The sequence below is a fragment of the Enterococcus sp. DIV1307a genome (assembly GCF_050537425.1).
In the GTDB taxonomy this organism is placed as follows: Bacteria; Bacillota; Bacilli; order Lactobacillales; family Enterococcaceae; genus Enterococcus; species Enterococcus faecalis.
Genome location: NZ_CP172914.1, coordinates 639303 through 656703, shown reverse-complemented (window position 1 = coordinate 656703; position 17401 = coordinate 639303). Strand labels below are relative to the sequence as shown.

Here is a 17401-nt window from a genome sequence, read left to right as displayed (position 1 = left end):
CCTGGTATGGATCGCAAGAATATCGCAACACGTTACCAACAACCTACTGAAAATTTACTCATGGATATTGCAACATTGGCGAAAAAGACCCCAAATTTAATCGATTTATCGATTGGTGACCCTGACTTAATTACCGATGAGCGGATTATCGAACAAGCAGCTAACGATGCCAAAAATGGGCATACAAAATATACCGCTTCTGATGGTAGCGAGGCATTCATTGAGGCGGTCATTCAGTTTTATCAGTCACATTATCAATTATCCTTTCAACCGAATCAAGTCCGGGCCACAGTTGGCGCTCTGCACGGAATGTACCTTGCCTTACAAGTGATTCTAAATCCTGGAGATGAAGTGATTATTCATGAACCTTACTTCTCTCCTTATAAAGACCAAGTCCTTTTAGCAAATGGTCTTCCTGTCTTTTTACCGACTTATGAAGAAGATGGTTTCCAAATTGATGTAGCTCTTTTGAAAGAAAAAATCACGCCTAAAACCAAAGCGATTATTCTAAATTCACCGAATAACCCGACAGGCGCTGTTTTCTCTGAAGAAACTTTCAGAGAAATCGCACAGGTAGCGATTGAACACAATTTATACATTCTTTCAGATGAAGTTTATGAAGCCTTTTGTTTCCAAGAAACGTTTACTCCCATGGCTACGTTTGCTCCAGAAAATACTATCACTTTTGGTAGCTTTTCAAAAGCCTTTGCAATGACTGGTTGGCGTATTGGTTATATGATTGCCCCAGACTATATTAACGAAGTAGCCAAATTAATTAATGAAGGCGTTACGTATTCTGCGCCTACGTTGTCACAGCAAGCAGGAATCTATGCGTTACAACATTTTGACGAATTTGTAGACCCAATCGTTGAAGTGTTCCAAACACGTTTAGAGTATGTGGCCCAACGAGTAGCAAAGATTCCTTTCCTTTCGCTTCATCCAGTCAAAGGAAGTATTTACGCCTTCATTAATATTCAAAAAACTGGACTAACTTCCGTTCCTTTTGTGGAAAAGCTTTTAAAAGAGACACAGGTATTAGTGATTCCTGGAAAAGCATTTGGTGAAACAACGGGCGATGAGTACATTCGTTTAGCCGCAACACAAAATTTAGATTTATTAAAGGAAGCGTTCGATCGAATTGAAAGAATGACCTTTGAATAAAAAAGCTTCTGCATTAGCTAATAATCATAGCTAATGCAGAAGCTTTTTAGATTTCTTCTATCAATTCAATCGCTTGCCCACCAACATGCGGTGGAATCGACATAGTCATCGGCGGCAAGCCCACGACTGTGAAACGGACTTTGGTCCCTTTTTTCAAGTGAGACAGTGGGATACTTTCCTCTAACTGTTCAACAAGTATGTTTAAAATTACCCCATGAGAAAATAAGGGAACAATGGATTCTGGATCACTTTCTGCTTGGATATTTTCTAAATGTAATCGCATTGACAATGGCTGCGTCTCATTTAACACACCAGCCTCTGCTAATTTCCCTGTAAAAACAGCAAGTTTTTCAGTCATTTGTTTGCCTCCTTTTTAAACATCATATTGAAGAGAATTAATTCCATCCCCTAAAAATTCTGAAGCGTTGTTAAATTCGGCAGGATCATATTTGGTATAGGAAACTTGTAATGTCAAAGTAATATTTCTTAAGGTTTCAGAATGGGCAAATTTCTCTTGAGCTTGTTGTTTGAATTCTTTTCTAGTAGTGTATCCGTCATCCCCATCGCGGAAAATTAATAACGCCCAAGTCGGCGGTGTGCCGTCGATAAAGTATGGTAAGAAGCGATCATCTGTTGTCTCTTTAATCGCCGCTGTCACGATTTGTAGCAATTCATTCTTTTGTTCAGGACTTAATAAGTTACGAATACTTTCCCAATAGGCCACTCGAATCACGACTAAATATAACGGCGCTTCATAACGTGTAGAAATATCAGAAAATAAATCAAATCCTTCTTCGTACATTTTTGCTGTTCTTAAATTAGTTACTGCATCTAACGCATTTAACTGAGAAGTTTCTTTACGTAAACGAATATTTTCTTCTTGAATCATACGAATTTGATAAGTCACTGCATAGATTGTTAAACAGTAGAGTGGCGGCATGATTAGCCAAAATAATGAGCCATAGCTAAACAAATCATGATAGACATACTGATATACAACATAAGTCAATTGTAGAAAAATAAATATAAGCGAAAATGTTAACCCCGCTGTAATTCCTACAAAATAGGTAACGATAATTAAGATAACTGAAATTAATAGACAACTTAAGTCCACAAAGAAATCATTCGTTCCTAAGGCCATAAAGATGGTTGTGCCGACAACCAAAACAATTCCTACCAACAAAGTTAAATCCAAAAGTAAGGTCACTCGTTTTTGATTCACTCTATTCCCCACCTTTCAAATTCTTCTTCACGATGAAGAACGCACTTAATCCAATAATGATCATACCAATTAAGAAGACAAATAGATAAATCATTAATTTATGATTATTGACAATTCGTTTACCTAATGATTCGTTGCTAACGTTGCTTACACGTTTTTTGAAACGATAATCATAGCGACGATAGTTCGGATCAACCACAATGGCATCTCCTTTGTACATAGAAGCATTCTTCTCTGTATTCACTTGTGTAGAGGCTAAAAAGACACCTTGTGATTTAGCTCCTGTTAAGATTAACGCCGCGGCTTTCGCATTATATGGAGAAAACATTAGCTGCGCCGTACCGATTTGTTTACCATAATCTTTTTCGATACTCAGTTTCTCGTTTGAAACAAAACGTGTGAAGTCCTTATCATAATGGAAATATAACTGATCGTTTAACTTACGAATCATCGGATTATCCTTAGGCGTACCAAAAATAATCAAGTTATGATTTTCTAATGCCGCATTTTTAGGCGCTTTTTTATAATACGTAATCTCACCGACATTACTTTCGGCATAATTACCAATTAAGTTAAATAAATTGGTCAACACTTTAAAATAGTTATCGTCCATTTTTTCTGGTAATAAAATCGCTAAATCAGCAAAAGAACGGCTTCTGATAAAAATGTTCGGATAGTTGTTAAATAATATGTCATTCAGTTCTTCTGTTTGAATAAACGCATTCGAATTATTTTCAATAAAGGCCCATGGAGTCTGACCATTTCGTAAAACTTCTGGTGATTTAACATTCAAATCAAAAGCGACTTTTAAAACAAAACTATCAGCAATTTCTAAGTTCTTTGGAAATTCGAGATTTAATTCATCACCGTTCGCACGAGTAGCGGTTAATTTCTTGCTGCCAATTGGTTTATCATTGGCATAGACCGTCACTAAAGAAGAATCAAAATCTAAGTTTTCAGCGTATTTAAAATGTAAATGCACGCGACTTCCATTGGCATTGTTTCGATCCACTGGTAAATTGACAAAGTACGTTTGTTCTTGGTGATAGGCCCCTTCTAGCTTGTCCCCCGTTGAGGTTAATGGATAATTTCCATCAAATTCTAAAGTTGAACTAAACGTATCGGTATTCTCATCAACTGTTGTCTCTTCTTTATCTGTTTGGGTCATTAATTCATAGTTGGCTAAATAACGTCCCGCACGAACAAGTAAGTCCTCATCTTTAGAAGTAGCTACTAAAACATGCTTATCTGGTTGATTGAAAAATTTTAAGACAGCCTGGTCCTCCACACGTTTGCTATCAATTTGACTTTTATACTGATCTGGTAATTTATCATAGCTGGCAATAATCAACTGATAGGGTGCTGACTGTTCTTTGTTCAAAGAAGCCATTGGCAACAATTCTTCTGAGGTAGTAATCAAACGAGCAGCACCAGCTAACGCATGGGTCGCTGCAGCTAATTCTTTTTCCGATGCATTTTCTGGTGTCAAAATAACACTGTGTTTATTCGCAATCGTGTCTGCTCCTACAAAATGATTATAAAAAGAATGAATTGTATTCTCTGGTAGTTGTAAATCGTATTGGAAGTTTACGTTAGATCCTTCATACATCGTTAACCAATTTGCCGGAGTTTCAATTAAATTATACATGTCGTTTCCTGCCTGATTAATAATTTGGCCCTCAACAGTCAATGTATTTGTCTCTTTAATCAGTTCCAAAGGGATTTCAATCGTCTTTTGTTGAATACCAGTCGTATTTTCAGGACGCCAAGAATAAAACTTCACACCATTAACTGCCACAGTTAAATCTGAGGTCTGATTATTTTTTAATTGTGTGATTTGGTAGGTCATATTGAATGATGCTTTTTTTACGTCCCAATAATCAATTTTTGTAAAATACATGGTGCTACGGACAGAAGTACCTGTTAAAGAGATTGTTTTATTTTGAAAAGGTTGTGTAAAGGTATGGTTGTCTTGTTCTTTGTTTTCGGCGTATACGGTCGGACTTGCGACACCAATCAGAATTGCCAGAAAGAACAACCCTATTAAAGTGACTGTTTTTTGTTTCATTGCACGTTTCCTCCTTATTTAAATCGTTCAGTTTTGTACCATTTTGTTTGTGTTTGTTTATGAAAAACATTTTCTTTAATATACATCACCATGCCATAAGCGGCGACTACTAGCCACATCTGACTGTATGTAATATACATCAAGGCAATAATTAAGATATTCTCTAAAGTCATTTCGCCTTTTTCGGTCGTAATACTGACAAAAGTACTGAAAATAAATAACAAAATCGCTAACAACCATAAGGAATTGCTAAATCCTTGTAGGGTCGTTGTTAAGTAACCAGACATTGATAAAACTAACATGATGTCTGACAAAACGAGCGATGTCATTAAGAGAAAATAAATGGACAAGAAATATAAAATATCAAAACGGATCCGACTCGCTTTAGGATTAAACAATAATTTAGCATTTTTAACAATGACATAAATATTGCCTTTGACCCATCGCGTCCGTTGTCGGAACCAAACTGACAAAGTTTGTGGCTCTTGCTCCCACGTCACTGCTTTTGGTTGAAACTTAATTTTATAGCCCATCATATAGATGCGAAAACTGATTTCTGTATCTTCGGCTAACGCTTTGTCATCCCAGCCGCCAATGGCTTCAATAATACTACGACGAACAATGAAATTTGTGCCAGGAATCGTGCATAACTTAAATAATTGAAAACGACCGGCTTGTGCCATCCATTGAAAGGCAAGTGTTTCGATATTAATAAAACGTGTCAACAAGCTTGCATTGCGATTTCTCGTTCTAAATTTACCAATAACCGCGCCGTATTCCTCACTAGCGATTAACTCTCCAACTAAATAACGGAGTGCATTCGGTTCAGGTGTATTGTCCGCATCATAAATGGCAATCACGTCCCCCTTGGCTTGCTTGAAACCAATGTTTAAGGCATTAGACTTACCTTTCCCACCTGTTATATTGTCTGTATTAATAATCTGCAAATTTCGATTAACCGCCTTTTTTTGGACATTCGCTAAAAGCTCAGCACTATTATCACTTGAGTTGTCATTAATCACAATAATTTCATAGCGATCTTGCGGATAATTAAAATTCAATAACGCTTCAACTGTCCGCACAATGACAATTCCTTCATTATGGGCCGGCACCATAATTGAAACAAACGGCGCGTCTTCGTCCTCTACAGGTGGCGGTGCGACAGGATCTGTTTTTAAATAATAAACATAGCCAAAAATAACTAAGAGAATATTTACAATTAGTAGACTCCAAATAATGATAGTTGCTGTTAACATTACAATGTCAGCAATGGTCATTTGTCTTCCTCCTTATTAATATATTTCGACCGATAATTCTTTCGTCCAATCATAAACAAAATAATCAGGATGATTAAAGTCAGCGTGACAACGCCAATCAAAATATTGTTTGTGATACTGAAAAAGAATGAAAATAACCCTGTAAATCGTTGTTTTTCAACTGTTGAGGCCCCTGTATCAGCCAAACCATTGACAATTTGATTGTTTAAGAAGAACCGATTATTCCGAAATTCGATTTTCTGCGTTTGTGTTTGAACAGTGAAATGTTGATCCGCTTCTGAAACACTAAACACTATTGGTGCTTCCTTGACTTCTTGAATTAGATGATCCACTTCTTTTTTAGAATTTGGAAATGAAAAACTAATGGTGGTCGGCATTGGAAATCGATAGTCATTCGGATTATCTTTATCCGTCCATTCAATCCCCGATAAATAATCATACGGTAAATCAAACAAAGCATTCTTATAAGTGATTGATTCTCCCGTTTGGTTCCGATAAAAAACGCGTTCAATCGGCGGATTTTCTCTTAGAATCACTGTATCACTAATTGCTAGACCATCCTCTTGGTATTGAAGGTCTTGATTCCAGTATCCTGGAGCAGAAATGCCTACTGGATAGACATGTCTGTCGACCAATAAACTAATCTGCTGCTCCATCAATTGTTTCAAGGCACGTTGGTCATTTAAATCAACATTGTTAACGACCGGTGTTTCTAAGAAAATGACCCCCGTCGAAGCAAACGCACGTAACGCATTCGTAAATAGTTTATAAGGTAAAATCGTATTGTTTTGTGAAACGCTCGTACTGGATAAAATATAAGGATACGTGGTTTTAACTAATTCTTCTTGCAAATAGGTTGCCACAGACATATCTCTTAACGGGTTAAAATCAGAAATCGTCAAAAACGGCCGTGACATTTTTTCACTTTCCAGCCATTGACTAATTACGTCCAAGCTTTCTAAAAAAACAGCGCCTTTGCGTTCAAACATTGGGAGAAAAGCATGCCCATTCTCAATTACACCAAATGGATATTCTTCTGGTGCTAATTCTTGTGTTTTTAATCGGCCAACCGTCTGACCTTGCGTATTTTCCAGCACAACTGATTGATCTTGAAAAGGCAATACTTGAGAAAAGCGGTTTTTTTCATCTTCTAACCGATATTGACGATGACTTAATTCTTTCCACGTACCGCTAAAATATTGTTTTTCATCGTCACGCATGTTTCGACCAATGTGTAATTGTTTGCCTTTAAAATGAACTCGATCTGCTAGAAAATCAGAGGCAATAACGCCGGCTTGTTCAGGCCAATTCACCATAGAAATCAAACTGTCATAGCCATCATTTAGCAATTTGCCAGGTACATAATCTGATACCGCCACACTCTGAACTTCTACTCCAAAACTCGTCAACACTCGTTGTAAAGCATCCACATCATTTTCTTTTTTCCCAGCAATATTCAAGCTGTCATAGACAAGTAAGACATGTTTACTTGGTGCAGCCAGCGCCGGTTTGGCAAAGCCACAAAAAACGAAAAAGAGTAAGAAACACACCCAGCCAATAAGATATTGTTTATTTTTCAATTCCCTCTACCTCCCCAATGACTTGTGGTGTTGTATCTTGCCACATTCGTTTACCAATAACATCAGAAACAATTTGTAACAAGAGAAAATCTAAAAATACTGAGACTAAAAACAAATGACGTACTAAGTCACTATCCCCATCAATAATAATTGTTGAAATGAAAACAACTAATAAATTAAGATAAATCCCTGTCATTAAAAAGAAGCGAAAAACTAATCTGGGTTCGTTTCTCTTGAGTCCTCTGTATAAACCAACGCCATATAAACCAAACAGAATCACGCCTAATAATAGATAGAAAGCAAAGTTTTTAGGGAAAAAACTGGCTTTAATACGGTTATACACCATAAAAAATTTAGATTGTTCCAGCGGTGCACGCCCCGTCGTTTTCTCAAAATTCCCAACATTATTAGGCTTTACTAAGTAAACATTTGGGACCGCTGAATTCAGTCCTTGCCATAATTCAGATGGATAATTTAAATAATTCAATAACACCCATCCAAAACTCGTTTTATCAAAAAAATCTTTTTTCATTTGTTCAGAAGTTGGTGACACGGGACTGTATTCTTCAAAGTAGGAACGTCCCTTTTGTAACCCATATTGCGGGTTGATTCCGCCCTCTGACATCCGTTTATCTGGAACCTTACTATCCTTCATTACACCGCGCGTCATACTGTGGTAGACATCACGTTCATAGATATCGTTAGGAACGATAAAAGCTGCTAACGTTGTAAAACCAATCAGTGCAATTAAAAAGGCCGTCATTGACAATCGTTGATAACGTTGTGACAAGTAGACAAAAAATCCTAATCCAGCAATAATTACACCAATAATCAGCAAATATTCTTGGCGTGTTGTTCCTATTAAAAGTACTACTGCTTGTGCCAAGATAACTAAAACTATTCTTCTGAGCCAAGTTCGTGGTTTCGTCACCCGATAAAAATAGACTGAAAATGCTAAGACACTCACAGAAAGTAAAAAACTCGTCGCTTCAGTATAAAAGGAATTAAAATAAATCGTATAGGAGGTATCCCCCAAGATGAAAATAACCAACAAAGAGATAAGATAACTTTTTTTCAAAGATACGCCTTCGGTTAAGCCTCGTACCAGAATATAAATTGACACTAAAAAACAACTAAGATAAACGAAACCTAAGAAACGAATATCGAAAAGTGTTTGACTATAAAAAAGTTTATTAAGCCAAATGGCAATGGTGATGAAAAATTGTTGAGTGGAAACAAAGTGCGTCGTTGTTTCATTAAAATAACGCATAATTGAAAAGTCCTTAACAAAATAGGCCACATTGTCGTAGCTATCACCATTGACACGATAAAGACTATTTGAATTTAACACACGAAAATACTCGCCATTATCTCCCAAGCCATTAATCGGATAAACAAATAACAAAATGCTTGTCACTAACCCAATCCCTAAAACGGCCAAAAGACTTGGAGAAATATAACGACTCAACCATTCAAAAGCCGAGTTCATGTATTTTTTGATCTTTTCCATGCTTTCACCTCATCTAGAAATCATAGGCCAAAAGAGCCATTAAGTTATTATAGGAATAGACTTGTTTCGTAACTTTATCACCAAACCCTCCATAAATCGGGCTGCTTGAATCCATAATTTGAAAATTATTAAGTACTGTAATTGCCGCACGATACAACTCTTTGTCATTTTCGGCAACACCAATTAAAGCCGCTATCGCATAACTGGCTGCAGATTGATTTTTATCCACAGGCGATCCATTTAAATCATACGAGTTAAAAAGCGTTCCTTGCTGAACTTGTTTTCGCACAAAATCAATACTAGTCTGCTTCGCCATACCCACTTCACTTAAATGGACAATCGTTAATAAAGATTCAATAATATTAAGTGTTCCGTTGTTTTCGTATTTATTTGTTTGATGATTAAACTTCGTTTGATAAAGAGGTAAATCATCAGAAATATAGCCATCGTCTATTAATTGGTAATGATACTGCAAGTAGTCTGCTGAAATCCCAAATTCTTTGTATAGATAACCCAGCGTAATTAAGTCAATATAAAACAAAGAAGTTTCTGAAGACTGTTGTTTTGATTTACTATCGTAAAAATCAATTAGAATATTATCTTTCATAGAGGTTTCCATAAAACTCTTGCCTAATTTTTTAATTTCTTGATCGTACTGATCTGTTTTAAAATGCCCCCCTGCTTCAATTAATGAACGAATGATCCGTAAATCATCAATCGAGGCATTGACATTGTATTTATTGCCTTGCTCGTCAATTCGGTAACTAAATTGGACGCCGTCGTAAAAGGTGTCTTTCGTCTGCTTGTAAAAATTATCAAAACGTCCCTGCGTATCAAAAGCTAAATTACGCAAATATAGACCCGAAGACTCACTTAGCAACTCATGTCCTGTGGCGACATCTTTGCGTTCAGCATCTGGTAAATAGTTGGTTAAAAAACCGCCGTCTGTTTTGAGCCGGGTTTCAATAAAAAACTTCAACAAATCTTTGCGTTCAGCTGTTTCTTTTGTGTGAAATTCATGTTTTGTTAAAAAATGTTGTTTGTCTGTCGACATTAAGCGTTGAATTTTTGGATTCACTTTTTCCACCTCTACTTTATAGGATTTTTCTCTAAACAAAAGAAAATATCCTCCCAGAAGCACCACGAATACCCCAATAAAAATCCAAAGTTTTCTCTTCATTGTTACGCCTCTTTTCCTCACTTCTTTATTGTCAGTGTACACAAAAGTACTTGTTTTTGCGAAACTTACGCTACCTCTTCAAACGCAAGAAAAAAAGCAATCCATAAAAATAAAAGGATTGCTTTAACCGTTTCGTCGATCATTTCCTGTCATCGTAATCTCTTTTGACAGATAACGCACACGTTCCATAATTCGTCTGGCTTTTAGCGGCTCTTGTTCTCCTCGTTGCGTCACGGTTAAATGCTCTTCTAAAGCTTTTAAATCTAGATTGGAAGAGAAAAAAGTAACTAATTGTTCTTGCATTCGGTATTGCAAGATTACGCTTAAAACGTCGTCACGAATCCAACTAGTCATGGATTCCGCACCAATGTCATCAATCATTAATATAGGGGATTTTTTTACTGCATCGAGCTTTTCACCAACTTGATCGCGACCAATGGCTTGCTTCATTTCTACTGTAAATGTTGGAAAATGAACAATTGTCGTAGTAAATCCACGTTCTGCTAAAGCATTAGCCATCGCACCTAATAAGAAAGATTTTCCTACACCGAAGGGGCCTTGTAAATAGAGCCCTTTATGAAATTCTTTTGGTGTCGCAGGATATTCTCTTAAAAATTGCATTGCTTCTGCTAACGCTTTGGCTCGACCTTGAGAAGATGGATCGAAATCTCGTAAATTTGCTTCTCGGACATCTTTTGGCATGTCCATTGCCCTTACTCGATTACGAATTTCTTCTTCCTTCTGACGGGCGATTAAATCAGCCGTTGGGACATACGTTACATCAATGTAATGAAAGTTCAACATTAATCTTGGCTCATAGCCGGGGGCAATCATTGCCGGATCGTTTAATTGAAATTTCTTTTTTTCTTGAACAAATTCATACAGCTTAGCATAACTTTTACGAATATCTTCATCGCTTAAACGCTCTCGGTTTGCTTGTATAAAGGCTTGAACATCTTGATCTTTCAATACTTCGTTAACCAGCTCTTCATATCGTTCATTGATGTCACGCTTCTGGATAATTTTTGACATTTCTTTTCCTACGTCTTCCATCATTGGTCACCTCCTTGGTTTAAAAATTCTTGAATTTGTCGATCTAACTCGGCTTGTTCTTCTGGGGAAAGTTTTGTTTCATCGTTTGGCTGATCTGCCCATTCTGGCAATCGCTCTTGTCGAACAGTTTGGCGTTTCCCTGAATAATTTTGTTGTCGCTGTTTTTGTTTGGTTTGGCTTTGTTTTGCCAATTCTCTGACATGTTCAATTGCTTTTTCTGGTGAATGAATGCCACTTTGTCCCCATTCATTCGCAATTCGATTCACATACTCCGCTTTTAAAGTCGGTTGTTGTTGAATATTGTAAACATAGTTAATCAAAATATTAATCACACTAGTCGGTAAGCCTGATTTAGCAACCAAATATTTCACTAATGAACGTTCTTGTGGTGTCGTATAGCCACCTCGACTATTTTTTAAAGCTTCTAAATATTGAATAGGCGGATTCTTTTCACTATCCATAATCATTTGGATATCCAGTTCAGAAAAACCATTCATTTTTAATGCGTTATATCGATACGTTTGTTGCTCTTCCACCGTCAATTGTGCTTGCTTGTTTGTCACTACGTTTGTTGGTTGTGGTTTTTTATCAGGATCAAACGCTTGATGAATCGTTCGCACTAATTCCTTAGGCAAAATTCGACTTGTATAATAGTCAAATGATTTCGAAGCAAAGTCTACCATATCTAACTCATTGATGCCATATAATTGATGAAAAACATAGACTTCTTCTTGAAAACTAGCCTCATCTTCAGGCAATTGTAAACCTAAGCGGTGCAAACCTTCCACAAAATAGTGCCAATCAAAAGAATCCGTTGATACAGAAATTTTCTTCGATTTTTCTTGTTGAGAAAAAGTTTCTTGAATCGTTGTCAATCGGTTCGCTTCGGAAACAATTTGTTCTTCTTTAAAGGCATAAACCTCTTGAAAGCTAGCGGAAACATTTTGATAGCCCTCTGTTTTAGTAGGATGCGGTTGGAACTTTTGCACTAATTGATCAAATTTCCGTTGTCCAACCCGATTAAATAACACTAAAGCTAACACTTCATCTTTAAAAAAACGAGCGGCTGTTTCAGGTGCTTTTAAATAATATAAATAACAATCTCCTAATTCCCGATCTGTTTTTTTATACGTTTCTAGCAACCCAATGCCCTCTAATTTGTAGCAAGCTTCTTCTAATTGTTGGCAACTCAAGTCCAGCAAACTAATTAAATCTGCATGAAACAGCGAGCCATCCTCCTCTGAGTCTGTTGTTTCAGATAACAAAAGCCAATATAAACTAAACGCATTGGCGCCGACAATTGGTTGATATAAAAAGGTTAAAACCTCTTTCTCTTGATCAGAAAGCGGTGAATCAATAACCGCTTGAAAAATATTTTTTGGTTGGATTCTTTGCCGATTTCCTTTCAAAGAAAGACCTCCTTTTTAATTTTCTGAGTCAGGAGAAGAAGATTTTGCTTTGTCGACAATGTCCTGTAACTCTTTCAAAAACACGCTCATATCTTTGAATTGTCGATAAACACTCGCAAAGCGGATGTAGGCAATTTCATCTAGATTGACTAAATCTTCCATCACATATTCACCGATAAGCGTTGTAGAGACTTCATTTTCCCCTAAACTACGCACTCGATTTTCAACATTATCGACAATTTGAACCATTTGTTCCATAGCAACGGGTCTTTTTTCCGCAGAGCGAATGAGCCCACGCAAAATTTTATCACGATTAAATTCTTCACGATCCCCATTTTTCTTGATTACAAGTAATGGCGCCGCTTCAATTCTTTCAAATGTAGTGAACCGATAACTGCAATTTTCACATTCACGACGACGGCGAATTGCACGTCCATCATCTGCTTGACGGCTATCAATAACACGGGAATTATTATGATGACATCTTGGACAACGCATAACGTTCACCTCTTCTATTCTGTATAATTTTTGTTGCCTATATTATAACATGAAATTGCGCTATTACTAGGTCTTTAGAACTGGTTCTTAGTTGAATCTTTGCCATTCTTTAATAAAAACAAAGACTTTCACTGTTTTTTCTGAAATTTTCAAAACATTTTACGCCATTTAAAAAATATTCACTTCTTTCCAGTTTGTTCCTCTAGCCACTTCTTCACTTGTTGTTCCGTTTCTTCTCTAGTTCCTTGATTATCAAACACGATATCTGCTCGTTCTTTTTTCATTTCAATCGGCCATTGGCTAGCAATTCGTTGTTGCGCTTCTTCTTCTGTTAATTGGTTTCGGGCCATCAGACGCTCTTTTTGAATCTTTTCTGGTACATATACCACAGCAACTTGATCCATAATCGCCTCATAATGAGCTTCATAAAGCAGAGGAATATCAACAATAACAAGGGCGGCTTTCTTTTTAGCTTCTTCAATTTGACGTAAAATTTCTTTTCTTAAAAAAGGTTTCAGCGTTTCATTTAACAGCTCTCTTTTTTGAGGACTAGCGAAAATTAATTGTCCTAACTTTTTCCGATCCAATTCACCAGTTGTTAATACTATTTCTGGTCCGAAAGTTTCAACGATTGCGGCTAAGGCTGGTTGCCCTTTTGCAACAATTTCGCGGGCGATAATGTCGCCGTCAACAATTGGATAACCCGCTTTTTTAAAAAGAGCAACAACCGTACTTTTACCTGTCGCAATCCCTCCTGTAATGCCTAAAACTTTTGTCATTTCAATCGACGACCTTTCAATTGTTGGCATTGTGGACAATAATGCGTACCACGTTGTGCCACTTTTGTTTTAACAATTGGCGTACCACAACGATTGCAAGGTAAGCCTGTTTGCCCATAGACATTCAACGCTACTTGAAAAGTCCCTGCTTCTCCTAACGCGTTTAGATAGGTTCGGATGGTGGTTCCACCTGCTTCAACAGCGCGTGCCAAGACGTCAATGATTGCTTGATACAACGTAGCAACTTCCGCAGGTTTTAAGGAATCTGCTGGTTGTTCTGGATGGATTTGCGCTTGCCAAAGTGCTTCATCTACATAAATATTCCCCAAGCCCGTCACTAGCTTTTGATCTAACAGCAATGGCTTAATTGCCTTATGATGCTTTTTCAAGCCTTGTTGAAAAGTAGCTAATTGGAAAACGTCTGGTGTTGGCTCTGGGCCCAAAGCTAAAATCCCTTTATATTGATGACCTTGATTCTTAGGAACCAATGTCATACGGCCAAATTTCCGTACATCTAAATAACGTAATTGCGTGCCATCTGTAAAAGTAAACATTACATGGGTATGTTTGGCAATTTCATCATCAGCCTGATGAAACTCATATTTTCCTTCCATCCGTAAGTGAGAAATCATATCATTATCAGACAATTTAAAAATCAGAAATTTTCCTCTTCGCTCAATCCCTTCAATCGTTTGACCAGCTAATTGACCTTGAAATACATCAACTTCTGGTGATTCAATAATTCTTGGCCAAAAAACAATGACTTCTTGAATGGTTTTTCCTACAACAAGTTTTTCAAGTCCTTTTCGCACTGTTTCTACTTCTGGTAATTCTGGCATTATTTTTGCTCCTTTATATAAAGAGGTCTGAACGCTTAGATATCAACGTCCAGATCCTACTTATCCTTATTTTATTCATCGTTCTTAATGGGTAAGCTATTATTTTGCTTCATACCATGTTTTTCCCCAACTGCTATCGGTGATAAGTGGCACATGTAAGGAAACTGCGTGCTCCATCACTTCTTTGACGAGTTGATTTAATTGTTCTAATTCTGATTCTGGTACTTCAAAAACTAATTCATCGTGCACTTGTAATAACATTGTCGCTTGTAATTTTTCTTCTTTTAAACGACGCGCCATTTCAATCATCGCAATTTTTAAAATATCTGCGGCACTTCCCTGAATCGGTGTATTAATCGCTGTACGTTCAGCGAACGAACGTAGATTAAAGTTTCTTGAATTAATATCACTTAAATAACGACGGCGATGATACAATGTTTCCACATAGCCTTTGTCTTTGGCATCGCGGACAATCTCTTCCATGTACTGTTTCACGCCTGGATATTTTTCAAAATAGGTGTCAATATATTGTTGCGCTTGCTTTCTAGTAATGCCTAAGTTTTGGGACAAGCCATAATCACTGATACCATAGACAATTCCAAAATTCACCGCTTTAGCTTGACGACGCATGTTAGGTGTGACATCTTCTGCTTTTTCAACACCGAAAACTCGCATTGCAGTGCTGGCATGGATATCTTGCCCTTCCACAAACGCTTCTTTTAAATGCTCATCATTAGAAATATGCGCGAGCACACGTAACTCAATTTGAGAGTAATCAGAAGAGAAAATCAACCAATTATCCTCTCTTGGTACGAAGGCTTCTCTAATTTTTCGGCCTTCTTCTAAACGGATAGGAATGTTTTGTAAATTAGGATCTACTGAGCTTAATCGTCCTGTTTGTGTCAGTGTTTGTACATACCGAGTATGAATTTTATTATCTGGCTGAATTACTTTTAAGAGTCCTTCAACATAGGTCGATTGAATTTTGGCAATTTGACGATAAGTTAAAATATCGGCCACAATTGGTGCTTGTTCTTTTAGTTGTTCTAAAACATCTACCGCTGTTGAATAGCCAGTTTTCGTCTTTTTGATCACAGGTAAGCCCATTTTTTCAAATAAAATAACGCCTAATTGTTTAGGTGAGTTCAAGTTAAATTCTTCGCCAGCTTCTGCATAGATTTTTTCTTCGATTTCTTTCAGACGTTCTGAAAATTCTACTTGCATTTCTTTTAAGCGCGTGGCATCAACACGGATACCAGTTATTTCCATATCGCCTAAAATACGAGAAAGTGGTAATTCCATTTTATAGAATAAATCAGCTTGATTTTTTTCTGTTAATTCGCTATCTAATTTGCTTGTTAAAAATTGAATTGCTTTAATCTTACGTGCTAAATGACCAAAGAAAACTTCTTCGTCCTCTGGCAAGCCTTTTTTGGCCCCTTTTCCATAAATGGCTTCATCAGATTGAATCGCATCATATCCGTAATGTTGTGCTACACCTTCAATATCCGCGTTATTGTCATTGGTATCAAGTAAATAAGCAGCCAATAAAACATCAAAGGCAATCCCTGTCATTTTTCCTACATAGCGATTTAGTGCAACGTACGTCCGTTTTGCATCGTAGACATTTTTTTTACGTGTCTCATCCATCAACCAGTCGATAAATGGCTGACTTTCAAAAACAGCTAAATTATTCGTGGTATAAATCTTCTTGTTGTTGCCCCAAGCAAGGCCGACAATCGGTGACGTATGATAGTTATCTTCCATCATCTCAACATAAAGAGCCATATCGTCTGTAAACATTTCATTGGTTAACTGATCTTCGACTACTTCAAATAAAATATCTTCCATTTCAACAGGTTCTTCTGTAATGTCCAACTTAGCTAAAAATTGTTTAAAGTCCATTTCTTTATAAAAAGGAACCAATTTTTCTAAGTCTTTCCCTTCATATGCCAAGTCTTCCACATTGACTTCGACTGGTGCATTGACTTCAATTGTCGCTAAACGTTTAGAAAGAAAGGCTTGCTCTTTATCATTAATCAAGTTTTCTTTCATTTTGCTTTTTTTCATTTCATCGATATTCTCATAAACCCCTTCAACTGAGCCATATTGTTTTAACAGCTTAATCGCGGTTTTCTCACCGATTTTCGTTACACCTGGAATGTTATCCGACGTGTCGCCAGCCAACCCTTTCATATCAATAATTTGCTTAGGCGTTAATCCATCATATTTTTCAGCAATATGCTCAGGTGTATATGATTCAATATCGCTAACTCCTTTAACAGTGATATCTACTTTGACAGTGTCCGTCGCTAATTGTGTCAAATCTCGGTCCCCTGATAACACAACAACATCAAATTCATCTTTATCAACTTTGTTGGCTAATGTACCAATAATATCATCTGCTTCATAGTTAGGTAGTTCATAATATTTTACGCCTAAACCTTCTAAAAGTTCACGAATATACGGCATTTGTTCTTTAAATTCCCCCGGTGTTTTTGAACGTCCGGCTTTATATTCTGAATAAAATTCTGTTCTGAATGTGGTTTTCCCTGCATCAAAAGCGACTAAAACATGAGTAGGCATTTCTTTTTGCATTACATTTTCAAACATATTGTTAAACGCATAAATAGCATTTGTATGCAAGCCGTTCTTATTTTTGAATCGTTCTAATGAGTTATGTAGCGCAAAAAATGCACGAAAGGCTACACTGTTTCCATCAACGAGTAATAATTTTTTTTTGGTCATTTTTTTCCCCTCATCTTTAGCAAACTAGTTTCCTTTCTATTTTAACAAAAAACTACAGAATTTGCAGTAGACGGCGA

The 17401-nt window shown here is 36.8% G+C and carries 14 protein-coding genes; 1 reads left to right on the top strand and 13 read right to left on the bottom strand.

The features are described from left to right. Positions 1 to 6 precede the first annotated feature (6 nt). Positions 7 to 1161 carry a pyridoxal phosphate-dependent aminotransferase gene (locus tag IGL90_RS03165; protein WP_048736940.1) on the top strand — a complete coding sequence of 385 codons (1155 nt, stop codon included), beginning with the start codon at positions 7 to 9 and terminating at the stop codon, positions 1159 to 1161. Between the two features lie 46 nt (positions 1162 to 1207). On the opposite strand, the gene IGL90_RS03160 is transcribed toward IGL90_RS03165, so the two are convergent. The 13 genes from IGL90_RS03160 to polA form a co-directional block, all read right to left on the bottom strand. Continuing rightward, on the bottom strand, positions 1208 to 1519 hold the full coding sequence (locus tag IGL90_RS03160; protein WP_002355767.1) for a hypothetical protein: 312 nt from the start codon (positions 1517 to 1519) through the stop codon (positions 1208 to 1210). Between the two features lie 15 nt (positions 1520 to 1534). Continuing rightward, complete coding sequence (locus tag IGL90_RS03155) at positions 1535 to 2395, bottom strand: hypothetical protein (protein WP_048736942.1); 861 nt, start codon at positions 2393 to 2395, stop codon at positions 1535 to 1537. Further along, positions 2385 to 4451, bottom strand: coding sequence for a cellulose biosynthesis cyclic di-GMP-binding regulatory protein BcsB (locus tag IGL90_RS03150; RefSeq protein WP_048736944.1), 2067 nt, complete (start codon positions 4449 to 4451; stop codon positions 2385 to 2387). Before IGL90_RS03150 ends, IGL90_RS03155 begins: the two co-directional genes overlap by 11 nt. A gap of 14 nt (positions 4452 to 4465) precedes the next feature. Beyond that, entirely contained in the window at positions 4466 to 5728 is a 1263-nt protein-coding gene (locus IGL90_RS03145; RefSeq protein WP_002355764.1) for a glycosyltransferase, read from the bottom strand. Next, positions 5725 to 7308, bottom strand: a complete 1584-nt coding sequence (locus IGL90_RS03140; RefSeq protein ID WP_053084800.1) for a hypothetical protein — start codon at positions 7306 to 7308, stop codon at positions 5725 to 5727. The genes IGL90_RS03145 and IGL90_RS03140 overlap by 4 nt, the downstream gene beginning before the upstream one ends. Then, a complete protein-coding gene (locus tag IGL90_RS03135) occupies positions 7298 to 8818 on the bottom strand; it encodes a membrane protein (protein WP_002385037.1) in 1521 nt (506 codons plus the stop codon). Before IGL90_RS03135 ends, IGL90_RS03140 begins: the two co-directional genes overlap by 11 nt. A 13-nt stretch (positions 8819 to 8831) precedes the next feature. After that, positions 8832 to 10040: a hypothetical protein gene (locus IGL90_RS03130; RefSeq protein ID WP_002390400.1), complete on the bottom strand. Its 1209-nt coding sequence runs from the start codon at positions 10038 to 10040 to the stop codon at positions 8832 to 8834. An 81-nt stretch (positions 10041 to 10121) separates the two neighbouring features. Continuing rightward, on the bottom strand, positions 10122 to 11051 hold the full coding sequence (dnaI, locus tag IGL90_RS03125; protein WP_002364725.1) for a primosomal protein DnaI: 930 nt from the start codon (positions 11049 to 11051) through the stop codon (positions 10122 to 10124). Then, on the bottom strand, positions 11051 to 12460 hold the full coding sequence (locus IGL90_RS03120) for a replication initiation and membrane attachment family protein (protein WP_002361340.1): 1410 nt from the start codon (positions 12458 to 12460) through the stop codon (positions 11051 to 11053). The genes dnaI and IGL90_RS03120 overlap by 1 nt, the downstream gene beginning before the upstream one ends. Before the next feature lie 15 nt (positions 12461 to 12475). Continuing rightward, entirely contained in the window at positions 12476 to 12958 is a 483-nt protein-coding gene (gene nrdR / locus IGL90_RS03115; RefSeq protein WP_002381296.1) for a transcriptional regulator NrdR, read from the bottom strand. Positions 12959 to 13137: 179 nt separating this feature from the next. After that, the gene (coaE, locus tag IGL90_RS03110; protein WP_002385031.1) at positions 13138 to 13737 is read right to left on the bottom strand and encodes a dephospho-CoA kinase; all 600 of its coding nucleotides are present in this window, start codon (positions 13735 to 13737) and stop codon (positions 13138 to 13140) included. After that, positions 13734 to 14576, bottom strand: coding sequence for a DNA-formamidopyrimidine glycosylase (gene mutM / locus IGL90_RS03105; protein WP_002355756.1), 843 nt, complete (start codon positions 14574 to 14576; stop codon positions 13734 to 13736). Before mutM ends, coaE begins: the two co-directional genes overlap by 4 nt. Before the next feature lie 99 nt (positions 14577 to 14675). After that, entirely contained in the window at positions 14676 to 17324 is a 2649-nt protein-coding gene (polA, locus tag IGL90_RS03100) for a DNA polymerase I (RefSeq protein WP_048736947.1), read from the bottom strand. Positions 17325 to 17401 lie beyond the last annotated feature (77 nt).

Excerpts from the sequence above, each read along its gene's own strand:
- IGL90_RS03135 (WP_002385037.1), bottom strand. The coding sequence starts at position 8,818 with ATGGAAAAGATCAAAAAATACATGAACTCGGCTTTTGAATGGTTGAGT.
- IGL90_RS03145 (WP_002355764.1), bottom strand. The coding sequence starts at position 5,728 with ATGACCATTGCTGACATTGTAATGTTAACAGCAACTATCATTATTTGG.
- dnaI (WP_002364725.1), bottom strand. The coding sequence starts at position 11,051 with ATGGAAGACGTAGGAAAAGAAATGTCAAAAATTATCCAGAAGCGTGAC.
- IGL90_RS03165 (WP_048736940.1), top strand. The coding sequence starts at position 7 with ATGGATCGCAAGAATATCGCAACACGTTACCAACAACCTACTGAAAAT.
- IGL90_RS03160 (WP_002355767.1), bottom strand. The coding sequence starts at position 1,519 with ATGACTGAAAAACTTGCTGTTTTTACAGGGAAATTAGCAGAGGCTGGT.
- mutM (WP_002355756.1), bottom strand. The coding sequence starts at position 14,576 with ATGCCAGAATTACCAGAAGTAGAAACAGTGCGAAAAGGACTTGAAAAA.
- nrdR (WP_002381296.1), bottom strand. The coding sequence starts at position 12,958 with ATGCGTTGTCCAAGATGTCATCATAATAATTCCCGTGTTATTGATAGC.
- polA (WP_048736947.1), bottom strand. The coding sequence starts at position 17,324 with ATGACCAAAAAAAAATTATTACTCGTTGATGGAAACAGTGTAGCCTTT.
- coaE (WP_002385031.1), bottom strand. The coding sequence starts at position 13,737 with ATGACAAAAGTTTTAGGCATTACAGGAGGGATTGCGACAGGTAAAAGT.
- IGL90_RS03150 (WP_048736944.1), bottom strand. The coding sequence starts at position 4,451 with ATGAAACAAAAAACAGTCACTTTAATAGGGTTGTTCTTTCTGGCAATT.